Origin of the sequence: Aeromonas sp. R6-2 (assembly GCF_040908155.1) — a bacterium.
Lineage (GTDB): Bacteria > Pseudomonadota > Gammaproteobacteria > Enterobacterales > Aeromonadaceae > Aeromonas > Aeromonas schubertii.
In genome coordinates, this window is the sequence record NZ_JBFODE010000006.1 from 20,103 (window position 1) to 32,101 (window position 11,999).

Genomic DNA, 11,999 nt, shown 5'->3' on the forward strand with positions numbered 1-11,999 from the left:
CCCATGACGCGAACCCGGGCCTGGCTACTTGGTCTGCTCTGCTTTCTGCTGGTCGGCTGCTCGACCCGTCTCATCTACTACTGGCTCGATTGGGCCATTGTCTGGCAACTGGATGATTACTTCTCCCTGACCCGGGATCAGCGCAATGCCCTTGATCGAGAGGTGCGTGGCCTGATGGCGTGGCATCGCAAGTCGGAGATCCCCGCCTACGGCGCCCAGCTCAAGGCCCTGAGCGAAGCAGTGGCGAGCCCCATGACCACCGCCCAGGTCGACAAGCACCTGGCCGCCCTGGAGGGGGATCTGGACCGCCTGATTGGTGATGCCTTGCCGAGGGCCGTGCGTCTGGGAGAGATCCTGAGCGATGCCCAATTCGAGCGTTTCCTCAAGGAGCGGCGACAAAAGCTGGCCCAAAAGCGGGAGGAATTTCGCCGCAGCCCTCGGGATAAGGAGCTCAGCGACTTCACCGAGAAGATGAACAAGCGCCTGTTGTTCTGGATTGGTGAGGTCAAGCCGGCCCAGGCGCCCCTGGTCGCCCGCTGGGTAGAGTGGCAATACGAGCTCTACGGCCCCTGGCTCGACTATCAACTGCACTGGTGGGATGAGCTCGAGCAGGTGTTAAGGCTCAAGGGCACCCCTGAGTTTGCGCCGGCTCTCGAGCGTCTGCTCGCCAGCGGCGATAACCTGATGGGGGGACGCTACACCGGGTACACGGCCCAATCTCGCCAGCGAACCGTGCAGTGGCTGTCGGACTTGAGCACGAGTCTCGATCTCTCCCAGCGGGCCCATCTCTATGGCTTGCTCAAGGGCTATGCCGATGATTTTATGGGGATGGCGCGCCGTTAAGGCGTGACCTGCCTTGTGAGGGGGGAGGGGCCATGGTATGGTTTGCCCCTCTTTACCGCCCATGAGACGACCCTTGCGCTTTTCCTGGCTGAAAACCCTGCTTCTGGGGAGTGTGCTCTCCCTTGTTCTGTGCTCCTCCCTGGGGGCCGGGATGGGGGTATCCGCCCATCAGAGCGGAGCCTCGGTTGTCAGTGTCAGCCAGCCACTGCAGGATAACCTCGAGGGGGCTCTGACCCACCAGAGCCACCTGCTGCGGCTCGAGCAGGGGCTGCGCAGCGATGACGAGCCGGCCGACGATATTCGGTTCCTGCTCGTCGAGTGGTCGCAGGGCGAGATCCTGTTGCTGCTCTGTGGCCTGCTGTTTTTCCCCGGCATGGCCTATCTCAGGTTCTCGTTTCGCGATCGCTTCAGCCGCGATGATCGGCGAAGACGAGTCCGCCCCCATCTTCTCTACCGCTTCCTCCAGCGCCGTCGCGCCTTGCCGCTGACGGCCTGACGCGCACTCGCGCAGACAGGCCCAACCTTCCGTAAAGTGGGCTTCACCCCGGTGAAGCTGCCGTTTTCTCTATTGGGGTTCTGTCATGACCAACCATACCCGCCGCCGTGCCAAGCATGGCGTAATGAACCGCATGAGCCGCTGGAGCTATGCCCTGCTGCTGCTCATGCTGGTCACCTTTACCTTCTACTCCCTGCCCACCTTCTTCGGTGAGCAACCCTCTATTGGGCTGCATGGCCAGACGGCCCTGAGCGATGCCCAGGCGCGTGCACTGGCCGAACGCCACATAGCCCCCAGGCTTGTTATCGCCGATGCCGATCGACTCGAGCTGGTGTTCGCCAGCCAGGATGAGCAGCAAGGTGCCAAGCAGGTGCTCGACGCCCTCGGGGCCAGCACCACCCTGGAGTTTCACGCCAATGCCCCGGCCTGGCTCAAGGCCCTGGGCGCGGCCCCCATCAAGCTGGGGCTGGACTTGCGCGGGGGCTCTCAGCTGCTGATCGCCGTCGATACCGACTTCGTGCTGGAGCGCCAGAGCAGTAATCTGGTCGATTCGCTGCGCGCGGCCCTGCGGGAGGCCCGCCTGCGCGGGGCTCAGGTGCAGCGTGACGGGCTAGACCAGGTGGTGGTGACCCTGCCGGCCGGGGAGCCGGCCGCATCCTATCTCGCTGTGGTACGTCACGAGCTCGGCCAGGGTCAGTGGCAGCTGACGCGAGGCGACGGGCGGCTCATCTTGACGCTCTCTGCCAAGGAGCGCAGCGAGCTCATCAACAATGCGGTGAGCCAAAACCAGAAGATCTTGCAAAAACGGATCAATGAACTTGGCATCGTCGAGGCGGCGGTCCAGCGTCAGGGCCAAGGCGCCATCCGTATCGAGCTGCCCGGGGTGCACAATCCCAAGCAGGCCAAGGAGGTACTGGGGGCTACCGCCTCCCTTGCCTTCTACGAGGTGGTGCCCGAGGGAAGCTTCAAGGTGGCCGATCGCAGTGGTCGCCCCATCGCGCTCGCCCGAAAGCCGGTGCTGACCGGTGAGCACATCGTCGATGCCCGTGCCAGCATGGGGGAGAGTGGCCAGCCCCAGGTGGGCATTGTGCTCGATGGGGCCGGTGGCAGCGTGATGAGCCGTTTTAGCCGTCAGCACGTGGGCAAGCCCATGGCCTCGCTCTTTACCGAGTACAAGAGCAATGGGGAGGGCAAGCTCAAGGCCCACAGCGAGGTGATCAACGTCGCCACTATTCAGACGGCGCTGGGCAGTCAGTTTCGTATCACGGGGCTTGCCAGCATGAGCGAGGCGCAAGATCTCGCCATGTTGCTGCGTGCCGGCGCCCTGACCGCCCCGCTCAAGATCCTCGAGGAGCGCTCGATAGGGCCGACCCTGGGGATGCAAAACATCGAGGCGGGCTTTAGCGCCCTGGCCTTTGGCATGGCCGGCATGGCCCTCTTTATGATCCTCTGGTATCGCAAGTTTGGCTGGGTGGCCATCACGGCTCTGGTGGCCAACCTGCTGATGCAGGTGGGCATGCTGGCGCTGCTTCCCGGCGCCGTGTTGACCCTTCCCGGCATCGCCGGTCTGGTGTTGACGGTGGGCATGGCGGTGGATACCCATGTGCTTATCTTCGAGCGTATCAAGGACAGGTTGCGGGAGGGGGGAAGCCTGGCCAATGCCATCGATTTTGGCTATCGCAGCGCGTTTCGCACGATTTTTGATGCCAATATCACCACGCTCATCAGCGCGGTGATCCTCTACTCGGTGGGCTCGGGTCCGCTGCAGGGTTTCTCCATCACCCTGATCCTCGGCCTTCTCTCCAGCATGATCACCGGGATCTGGGGGACGCGCGCCATCATCAACCCACTGTGGGGACAGAGTTCCCTGACGCTTTCGAGGGTATAAGTCATGATCAACCGTCTGATCGCCAATCTGACGCGCCTGCGCTATCTGGGGCTCTTTATCTCTGTGCTGCTCACCGGTTACTGTGTCTGGTTGCTGGCTCATCACGGGCTACAAATGGGGCTTGATTTCACCGGCGGCTCCCTGCTGGAGTTTCGCATCGACACCCTGCGCTCGGCTCAGGATCTCAATGCCTTGCTGACGCCGCCGTTAAAGGGGGCCATCGAGCTCCATTCGGCCGGCGCACCGGGGGAGTGGCTCATCAAGTTGCCCGAGCACGCCCTGGCCTGGAGCCCTCAGGAGCTCGGGGTTATGTTGGGCGAGCAGCTTGGTCTGCCAGTCGAATTGCTGCGCACCACCCAGGTGGGTCCCCAGGTGGGGGCCGAGCTGCTGGAGCAGGGGATGTTGGCCCTGCTGGCCGCGTCGCTGGCTATCAGCGCCTATCTCGCCTTTCGCTTCGAGTGGCGCCAGGCGCTGGGGGTACTCGCCTCGGTAGCCCACGATGCCCTGGTGGCGCTGGGGCTGATCGCCATGTTGGGGATCGAGTTTGATCTCAACGTGATCGCCGGGCTGATGGCGGTGATCGGCTATTCGCTCAACGACAGCATCGTCATCTCGGACAGGCTGCGGGATATCCTCTGCTCGCGTCAGCCCCCCTCGATCCATGAGTGTACCGACCGGGCCGTGGTGGCGACCTTCAGCCGCACCCTGATCACATCGGGTACCACCCTGTTTACCGTAGGGGCTCTGCTACTGCTCGGCGGAGAGGCGCTGCACGGCTTTGCCTTTACCCTGTTTGCAGGGGTGTTGACCGGAACTCTCTCCTCCATCACCATCGCTACCCCTGTTCAGGAGCTGCTGGGCTTGAGTCCTGCCGCTTATCAGAAGGAGATGGTGCTCCCGGAGGGGGCCTGATGGCCGGTCGGGCAGAGGGGAAACCCTCTGCCCGTCGCCGTCAGAATGAGGAGCCCGGCTCTTCGAGAAAGGCCAGCTCGCTCTCGCTGCTTTCGCGGCCGAGGATGGCGTTACGATGAGGGAATCGGCCGAAACGGGCGATGATATCCCGGTGACGGCGAGCAAAGTCGAGGTAATCCCCAAACGGAGCGTGGGGGTGGTGCTCAAAGAGGCGTTCAAACAGGGCGACACTGAGATCCTGCAGCTCCAGACTCTCCGCATGCTCCAGTGGCAGATAGAAAAAGAGGCGCTCAATGGGAAGGAGGTGGGTGTCATGGCCGTGGGCCAATCCCTCCAGGCAGAGCTGCTGGGCGCGGCCATCCTGGGCGAACGCAGCAGGCTCCCCCCGGCAGGTGTTGCGCGGCAGCTGATCGAGCAGCAGTAACAAAGCGAGGCAGCTTCTCGGTTGCCAGCACCAGTCGTCCAGCTCCCCCTCTGCGGCTTGCCTCTGCAGCGCTCCAAACCGCTCAGCGAGCTGCCTGTCTACCGCTTCATCCTTACTCCACCAGAGTGCAGCCTGGCGCCGGGCCAGGGTGGCGGCATCGGCCGGCTCACCAAACCAGGTGTCTAACAGGGGATTCCATGGATCCATCGGTGGCTCCTTTTAGCCGTTGAACTTCCCACTAGGGTAGCATTTGCCCCCCCATGCTGTGTATGGCGGTTGCCGTGCGGGTCACATGGGGTAGACTATTGCCTCTTTTTTACAGTTGGAGTGATCCGGATGGCCGGAACCAGTTTGCTGGCACTGCTCGATGATATCGCCGCCGTGCTCGATGATGTTGCCCTGATGACCAAGGTGGCCGCCAAGAAGACGGCGGGTGTGCTGGGGGATGATCTCGCCCTCAATGCCGAGCAGGTGAGCGGCGTGCGCGCCGAGCGTGAGCTGCCCGTGGTGTGGGCGGTGGCAAAGGGCTCCTTTCGCAACAAGCTGATCCTGGTGCCGGCCGCCCTGCTGATCAGCGCCCTGGTTCCCTGGCTTATCACGCCTCTGCTGATGCTGGGGGGCGCCTACCTCTGCTTCGAGGGGGCCGAGAAGCTGGCTCACAAGTTTATTGGCCATGAGACGCAGGATGAGCACGCGGCCGACCCCATTCCCGACGATCTGGTTGCCTACGAGAAGGAGAAGGTCAAGGGGGCCATTCGCACCGACTTTATCCTCTCGGCCGAGATCATCGTCATCGCCCTGGGCACGGTCCAGGGAAGCAGCTTCCCGGTACAGGTGAGCGTGGTGGCGGGGATCGCAGTGCTGATGACCATTGGGGTCTACGGCCTGGTGGGGCTCATCGTCAAGCTCGACGACATCGGTCTGCACCTGGTCAACAAGGGGGAGGGGGGAACCCTGGCTGCGCCGCGTCTGGCACTGGGCCGCGCCCTGGTGGTGGTGGCGCCCAAGCTGATGCATCTGCTGGCGCTGGTGGGCACCATCGCCATGTTCATGGTGGGGGGCGGCATACTGGTACACGGCCTGGCGCCCCTGCACCATCTCATCGAAGGGGTGGCCCAGAGCCTGGCGCCGCTCTCGGGCCTGCTCGCGGCCCTGGTGCCGAGCCTCTTGTCGGCCCTCTTCGGGGTCGTCGCCGGCCTGGTGCTGGTCGCGGCCATGAGTGCCATCGGGCGCCTGCGCGGCTAACCCTCAGCGGTACTGGAGAGTGCCATTCGGGAGTGGCAGAGGCTGGCCACTCCCGTCATACTGACCAACCCGCCCACCCCGGGCGCAGGAAGCAAACACCATAACAAGGAAGAACCCATGACCTATCAGACCATCTGGCGTGACGAGCACATCTTCACCGCCCCGGACGCCCCCGAGGTAGCCCGGACTCTGGCCCACTGCCGGGAAGGCATCGCCACCCTGGCCGAGGCGGCCAAGGGACTCGTCGCCGCTGATGAGGCCATGCTGGCCGAGCGGCTTGTCGCCCTGCGTGAGCAGGGGGATTCCCTTCACCACGCCATCGCCAACCTGGGTACCTACGCCTATAACCGTCTGAGCCGCAACGGTAAAGAGAGCGCATCCCGCGAGCTGCTGTCGCGTGCCATGCAGCTTGACGCCGAGCTTGCCATGGCCGAAAAACCCGTTGAGCTGTTTTGGGCCCGGGCCGATCAGGTCCTGGTCGACAAGCTGCTGGCTCATCCGGCCCTGCATACCCTCGCTTACCGCGTTTCCCATCAGCGGCTCCTCTCGGATCAGCTGCTCTCCCTCGAGAGCGAGCAACTGGTCGAGGGGCTGGGGGTCGACGGGCTGCAGGCCTGGGGCAATCTCTACGATACCCTGGTGGCCAAGCTGCAGGTACAGGTCGGTGACGAGACCACGGGGCTGGCCCAGGCGGCCAACCTACTGTCACACCCCGAGCGTGCCCGCCGCTACGACGCCTGGCACGGCATCTATCAGGCCTGGGGCTCTGAGCAGGAGACGGTGGCGGCCATTCTCAATGCCATCAACGGCTGGCGCATCGAACTGGCTCGTCAGCGCGGCACTGCGCGCCAGCTCGATGCCCTCGAGATCTCCTGCCATCAGTCCCACATCGAGCGTGAGACCCTGGATACCCTGATGGCCCAGGCGTTTGAGCACAAGGAGCTGGGGCGGCGCGCCCTGCGTGCCATGGCAAGGGTGCATGGGGTGAGCGACTTTGGCCCCTGGGATCTCTATGCCCCGGCCCCGGCCGAACAATCCCGCCACTATGGCTTCGATGAGGCCATCGAGCTGGTGGCCGAGGCCTTTGGCGGCTTCGATCCCGAGATGGGGGCCTTTGCCCGCATGATGGCCGAGAAGGGGTGGATCGATGCCGACCCCACCGAGGGGCGCCGCACCGGTGCTTACTGCACCGAGTATGCCGATCCCGCCGAGCCTCGGGTCTTTATCACCTTCGAAGGGACCATGGACAACGTCATCACCCTGGCTCATGAGCTGGGGCACGCCTGGCATAGCTGGCTGCTGCGCGATCAATGCCGTGAGCTGCGCAACTACCCCATGACCCTGGCCGAGACCGCCTCCATTTTTGCCGAAACCCTGGTGCGTGAGGCCCTGATGGGGCAGGCCCAGAGCCGTGAGGAGCGCCGCGCCATCGCCTGGATGGAGGCCGACAGCGCCGCCGCCATGTTGGTGGATATCCCGTCCCGCTATGACTTCGAGTGTCGTCTGGTCGCGGCCCGCCATCAGGGGCACGTGGGGGCCGAGCGGCTTCGTGAGCTGATGCAAGGGGCGATGGAGTGCTGGTATGGGGATACCCTCTGCCGTCACAATGATCTCTTCTGGGCCAGCAAGGGGCACTTCTCTATCGCCGAACTCGGCTTTTACAACTACCCCTATCTGTTTGGTTACCTCTTCAGCCTGGGTGTCTATGCCCAGCGCGCGCGCCTTGGCAGCGATTTTGCCGCCCGTTATCGGGCCTTGCTGGAAGATACCGGCGCCATGAGCGCCGAGGCCCTGGTGCAAAAACACCTGGGGGCCGATATTGGTCACCCCGACTTCTGGCGTGCCAGCCTCTCCCTGGTTGCGGGGCAGATCGAGCGCTTCGAGTCGCTCTTGTGATCCCGGGGCGGCATGGCCGCCCCACTTATTTGCTTAAACGGTAACCCCATGACGCACGCTGTCGGCAGTTGGGACTTCTCCCGATTCTACCCCTCCCTCGACGATGAGCAGCCGCAGGCCGATCTGGCGGCGGCCCGGGGGGAGCTTGTCCCCCTCGCCGAAGCGGTGGATGAGCTGCGCAAGGCGCAGCCCCTTTACCGCCTTGCCGAGTTGTTGAGTCAGATCCGCCATCGTGCGACCGGGATCCGTGAGCTGGGGTGGAATCTTTCGGTGCGCGCCGCCTGCGCCTTAAGCCAAGAGGGGGGGAATGGGAAGGCGCAGCACCTTGCCAGTCGCGCCCGTGCCCTCAACGTGGATCTTTTCAAGACCCTGGCGCCGGTAGAGGCGTTCTGGTTGTCGTTGCCACAGGCGTCGTTCGAACGACTGATGGCAGAGCCCCTGCTTGGGGAGGAGTGTTTTCGCCTGGAGCGGTTGCGGGCGCTCGCGGATCAGCGGCTCCCGCTGCAAGGAGAGCAACTGGTGACGGGGCTCGACGGGGCACACCCCTGGGGAGCCCTCTATCGTGACCTGGCGGCCCGGCTCAGGGTGGCGTTGTCCGGCCAGTCCCTGGGGCTGGCCGAGGCGATGTCCGAGCTCGAGAGTCAGGACCCTGATCGCCGCCGGGAGGCCTGGCAGGGGATCGCTCAGGCCTGGGGCCGTGAGGCAGAGACGGTGGCCGCTATCTTGTGCGCCATTCAGGGGTGGCGCCTCGAGCTGCTGCGTCAGCGGGGGGCCGTCAGGCGGCTCGAGCCCCTGGATCTCGCCTGCCATCAGGGGCACATAGCGCGCACCACCCTCGATACCCTGATGGCCACAGCCTACGAGTACCGTGGCCTGGGGCAGCAGTTGCTCACCCTGATGGCCCGCAGGCTCGGTCATGAGCGCATGCCCATGGCCGATCTCCAGGCTCCCCCCCCTGTACCAAGCCGGATGCACCATACCTTTGCCGAGGCGATAGGGCTTATCGCCGACGCGTTTGCCAGGCTCGACCCCGAGATGGGGGCGTTTGCCCGGATGGCGGCCGAGCGGGGATGGATCGACATCGGACCGGGCGCCGGACGCAGCAGCGGTGCCTATTGCACCAAGTTTGCCCGGCCCGCCGAGCCGAGGGTCTTTGTCAACTTCAGTGGCACCCCTGCCAGCGTCCTGACCCTGGCCCATGAGCTCGGCCACGCCTGGCACAACTGGCTGGTGCGCGACCTTCCGCTGTGTCAGCGTGCCTATCCCATGACCCTGGCCGAGAGTGCCTCCATCATGGGCGAAACCCTGGTGCGCGAGGCGCTGCTGGCTCGTTGTGACGGCGATGATGAACGCCTCGCCATCCTGTGGCAGGCCTCCCGGAGCGCCGTCACCTTCTTGCTCAATATTCCGGTGCGCTTCGAGTTTGAGTGTGCCCTGGTGGCCGGGCGTCGCCGTGGGTCACTCGATGCCGCCGAGCTTGACCGCCTGATGACATCGAGTTGGCAACGCTGGTACCAGGGGACGACCCGGGGGGCTGATACCCGGCTGTGGGCCAGCAAGGGACACTTTGCCAATCCGGCCCTGGGTTTTTACAACTACCCCTATCTGTTTGGCTACCTGTTTAGTCTGGGGTTGCTGGCCAGGCGCGAACAGTGGGGGGCGTCTTTTGTCCCCCGTTATCGCGCCCTGCTGCGCGACAGTGGCGTGATGAGTGTCGAAACCTTGGCCAGACGCCATCTGGATGTGAGTCTCGATGGCCCCGGCTTCTGGCGCCAAAGCCTGGGGGAAGTGGTCCGACTGGTCGCCGAGATGGCCCGTTTGTGCCCGGCTTTTGGTGATCCAAAGCAAGAAAGTATCAATCGGCAGTGGCAGGAGTCGTCGTCCCTGGGGTAGGGTCGACGGATGCACTGCCAGAAGTAAGGAAGCAAGCGATGATCATCTATCTGCATGGGTTTGACGCAACCAGCCCGGGCAACCATGAGAAGGTACTGCAGCTGCAGTATATCGACGACGATGTGCGCTTCGTGCACTACAGCACAGTGCATCCCCGTCACGACATGAGCCACCTCCTCAAGGAGGTGAAAAAACAGCTCGACATGAGTTCCGATCCCAAGCCCCTCATCTGCGGGGTTGGCCTCGGCGGCTACTGGAGCGAGCGGATCGGTTTTCTGTGCGGCATTCGTCAGGTGATCTTCAACCCCAACCTCCATCCGGAGGAGAACATGCAGGGGAAGATCGAGCGTCCCGAGGAGTATGTGGACATCGCCACCAAGTGTGTAACTGAATTTCGTAATAAAAATTCAGGAAACTGCCTGTGCATCCTTTCAGTCCAGGACGAAGTGCGAGATAATCGGGACACTGAACGTGAACTGAAGAACTATTACGACATCGTCTGGGATGAGCGAGAGACTCACAAGTTCAAGAACATCTCGCATCATCTGCAGCGGATGAAGGCCTTCAAGGAGGCCTGATCCCATATCACGCACGATTCGACTTTGGGGAGCCTCGGGCTCCCCTTTTTGCATTTAGAGAAACGTTAGGAAAAACAACATGATTAATATCGTCGTCGTAGGTGGTGGTGCCGGCGGTCTCGAGCTCGCGACCAGTCTGGGCCGCAAGCTGGGCAAGAAGAACAAGGCCAAGGTAACCCTGGTCGATCGCAACCGCACCCACCTCTGGAAGCCCCTGCTGCACGAGGTGGCCACCGGCTCCATGGATGCGGGCATCGATGCCCTGAGCTATCAGTCTCACGCCAAGAACCACGGTTTCGACTTCCAACTCGGCACCCTGACCGACATCAGGCGTGACGAGAAGCGCATCGTGCTGGCGCCCATCGTCGATGACAAGGGTGAGGTGGTGGTCCACGAGCGCGAGCTCCCCTATGACTATCTGGTGATGGCCATCGGCTCAGTCTCCAATGACTTCAACACCAAGGGGATCAAGGATCACTGCATCTTCCTCGACAGCCCCTCCCAGGCTCACCGCTTCCACAACAAGATGATGAACCGCTTCTTGCAGTTCGCCACCGAGTACAAGCCCGGTGACACGGTCAAGATCGCCATCGTGGGCGGCGGTGCCACCGGCGTCGAGCTCTCTGCCGAGCTCTATAATGCCGTGGAGCAGCTCTATGCCTATGGCTTTAAAAACCTGACCACCGACAGCCTCAAGGTGACCCTGGTGGAGGCGGGCCCCCGCATCCTGCCGGCCCTGCCGGAGCGCATCAGTGGCGCCGCCCATCAGGAGTTGGTCAAGCTGGGTGTGGACGTGCGCACCGGCACCATGATCACCGAGGCCACGGCCGAGGGGTTGCACACCAAGGATGGCGAGCTGATTGAAGCGGATCTCATGGTGTGGGCGGCCGGTATCAAGGCGCCGGACTTTATGAAGGATATCGCCGGGCTTGAGACCAACCGCATCAACCAGCTGGTGGTGAAAGAGACCCTGCAGAGCACCCGCGACGATCATATCTTCGTTATCGGTGACTGCGCCGCCTGCCCGCAGCCGGATGGCAAGTTCGTGCCGCCGCGCGCCCAATCCGCCCACCAGATGGCAACCCAGGCGTTCAAGAACATCCTGGCCATGATGAACGGTGGCGAGCTCAAGCCCTACCTCTACCATGACCACGGCTCGCTGGTATCCTTGAGCCGCTTCTCCACCGTGGGCAGCCTGATGGGCAACCTGATGCGCGGCTCCATGATGGTGGAGGGCTATATCGCCCGCCTGGTCTACATCTCCCTCTACCGGATGCACCAGATCGCCCTGCATGGCTACATCAAGACCGGCCTTATCATGCTTGTGGGCCGCATCAACCGGGTACTGCGCCCGACCCTGAAGCTCCACTAAGGGGGCAGGGTGATCAGCAAGGAGAGGCCAGTGCCTCTCCTTTCTTTTGGGCGCTCTTGCGCCGGCCCGGGGTGTTCCGTGCAGGGGCTTTGAGGTAGTCTGAAACCTGTTTTCACTCAAGGAGCCATCATGATCCTCTCAACGACCCCCACCCTGGAAGGCAAGACCATTCGCGAGTACCGCGGCATCGTGGTGGGTGAAGCCATCCTCGGCGCCAACGTCTTCAAGGATCTGTTTGCCGGGATCCGCGATATCATCGGCGGCCGCTCCGGTGCCTATGAAAAAGAGTTGGCCCGGGCCCGGGAGATCGCCTTCCAGGAGCTCAAAGATCGCGCCGCCGCCCTGGGGGCCAACGCCGTAGTCGGCATCGATATGGACTATGAGGTGGTGGGCCAAAACGGCAGTATGCTGATGGTGAGCATCAGCGGCACCGCCGTCGTCGTCTAACTTCT

The 11,999-nt window shown here is 63.2% G+C and carries 11 protein-coding genes; 10 read left to right on the forward strand and 1 reads right to left on the reverse strand.

The window, feature by feature from the left end:
- Positions 1–3: 3 nt before the first annotated feature.
- From AB5Y48_RS00420 to secF, 4 genes are all read left to right on the forward strand, one after another.
- On the forward strand, positions 4–843 hold the full coding sequence (locus tag AB5Y48_RS00420; protein ID WP_050664793.1) for a DUF6279 family lipoprotein: 840 nt from the start codon (positions 4–6) through the stop codon (positions 841–843).
- Between the two features lie 73 nt (positions 844–916).
- Positions 917–1,339, forward strand: a complete 423-nt coding sequence (locus AB5Y48_RS00425; protein ID WP_050664794.1) for a hypothetical protein — start codon at positions 917–919, stop codon at positions 1,337–1,339.
- An 85-nt stretch (positions 1,340–1,424) separates the two neighbouring features.
- A complete protein-coding gene (gene secD / locus AB5Y48_RS00430) occupies positions 1,425–3,227 on the forward strand; it encodes a protein translocase subunit SecD (RefSeq protein ID WP_368163409.1) in 1,803 nt (600 codons plus the stop codon).
- A gap of 3 nt (positions 3,228–3,230) precedes the next feature.
- Positions 3,231–4,139 (forward strand): protein translocase subunit SecF, encoded by a 909-nt coding sequence (gene secF / locus AB5Y48_RS00435; RefSeq protein ID WP_060586011.1) that lies wholly within the window; start codon positions 3,231–3,233, stop codon positions 4,137–4,139.
- Between the two features lie 40 nt (positions 4,140–4,179).
- On the opposite strand, the gene AB5Y48_RS00440 is transcribed toward secF, so the two are convergent.
- Positions 4,180–4,770 (reverse strand): DUF924 family protein, encoded by a 591-nt coding sequence (locus tag AB5Y48_RS00440; RefSeq protein ID WP_050664797.1) that lies wholly within the window; start codon positions 4,768–4,770, stop codon positions 4,180–4,182.
- 129 nt (positions 4,771–4,899) lie between these two features.
- Here AB5Y48_RS00440 and AB5Y48_RS00445 point away from each other — a divergent pair, with 129 nt between their 5' ends.
- The 6 genes from AB5Y48_RS00445 to AB5Y48_RS00470 all read left to right on the forward strand — a co-directional run bounded on the left by AB5Y48_RS00445 (position 4,900) and on the right by AB5Y48_RS00470 (position 11,994).
- Entirely contained in the window at positions 4,900–5,808 is a 909-nt protein-coding gene (locus tag AB5Y48_RS00445) for a DUF808 domain-containing protein (RefSeq protein ID WP_050664798.1), read from the forward strand.
- A gap of 117 nt (positions 5,809–5,925) precedes the next feature.
- Positions 5,926–7,704 carry a M3 family oligoendopeptidase gene (locus AB5Y48_RS00450; RefSeq protein ID WP_368163412.1) on the forward strand — a complete coding sequence of 593 codons (1,779 nt, stop codon included), beginning with the start codon at positions 5,926–5,928 and terminating at the stop codon, positions 7,702–7,704.
- Between the two features lie 48 nt (positions 7,705–7,752).
- The gene (locus tag AB5Y48_RS00455) at positions 7,753–9,597 is read left to right on the forward strand and encodes a M3 family oligoendopeptidase (RefSeq protein ID WP_368163414.1); all 1,845 of its coding nucleotides are present in this window, start codon (positions 7,753–7,755) and stop codon (positions 9,595–9,597) included.
- Positions 9,598–9,635: 38 nt separating this feature from the next.
- Positions 9,636–10,175 (forward strand): alpha/beta hydrolase YcfP, encoded by a 540-nt coding sequence (ycfP, locus tag AB5Y48_RS00460; RefSeq protein WP_005358656.1) that lies wholly within the window; start codon positions 9,636–9,638, stop codon positions 10,173–10,175.
- Between the two features lie 79 nt (positions 10,176–10,254).
- On the forward strand, positions 10,255–11,547 hold the full coding sequence (locus AB5Y48_RS00465) for an NAD(P)/FAD-dependent oxidoreductase (RefSeq protein WP_050664800.1): 1,293 nt from the start codon (positions 10,255–10,257) through the stop codon (positions 11,545–11,547).
- 129 nt (positions 11,548–11,676) lie between these two features.
- Positions 11,677–11,994, forward strand: a complete 318-nt coding sequence (locus AB5Y48_RS00470) for a heavy metal-binding domain-containing protein (protein WP_050664801.1) — start codon at positions 11,677–11,679, stop codon at positions 11,992–11,994.
- Positions 11,995–11,999 lie beyond the last annotated feature (5 nt).

Bases quoted from the DNA above. Each gene is read 5' to 3' on its own strand.
- AB5Y48_RS00465 (WP_050664800.1), top strand. From the start codon at position 10,255: ATGATTAATATCGTCGTCGTAGGTGGTGGTGCCGGCGGTCTCGAGCTC.
- AB5Y48_RS00470 (WP_050664801.1), top strand. From the start codon at position 11,677: ATGATCCTCTCAACGACCCCCACCCTGGAAGGCAAGACCATTCGCGAG.
- ycfP (WP_005358656.1), top strand. From the start codon at position 9,636: ATGATCATCTATCTGCATGGGTTTGACGCAACCAGCCCGGGCAACCAT.
- secD (WP_368163409.1), top strand. From the start codon at position 1,425: ATGACCAACCATACCCGCCGCCGTGCCAAGCATGGCGTAATGAACCGC.
- AB5Y48_RS00420 (WP_050664793.1), top strand. From the start codon at position 4: ATGACGCGAACCCGGGCCTGGCTACTTGGTCTGCTCTGCTTTCTGCTG.
- AB5Y48_RS00440 (WP_050664797.1), bottom strand. From the start codon at position 4,770: ATGGATCCATGGAATCCCCTGTTAGACACCTGGTTTGGTGAGCCGGCC.
- AB5Y48_RS00445 (WP_050664798.1), top strand. From the start codon at position 4,900: ATGGCCGGAACCAGTTTGCTGGCACTGCTCGATGATATCGCCGCCGTG.
- AB5Y48_RS00455 (WP_368163414.1), top strand. From the start codon at position 7,753: ATGACGCACGCTGTCGGCAGTTGGGACTTCTCCCGATTCTACCCCTCC.
- AB5Y48_RS00450 (WP_368163412.1), top strand. From the start codon at position 5,926: ATGACCTATCAGACCATCTGGCGTGACGAGCACATCTTCACCGCCCCG.
- secF (WP_060586011.1), top strand. From the start codon at position 3,231: ATGATCAACCGTCTGATCGCCAATCTGACGCGCCTGCGCTATCTGGGG.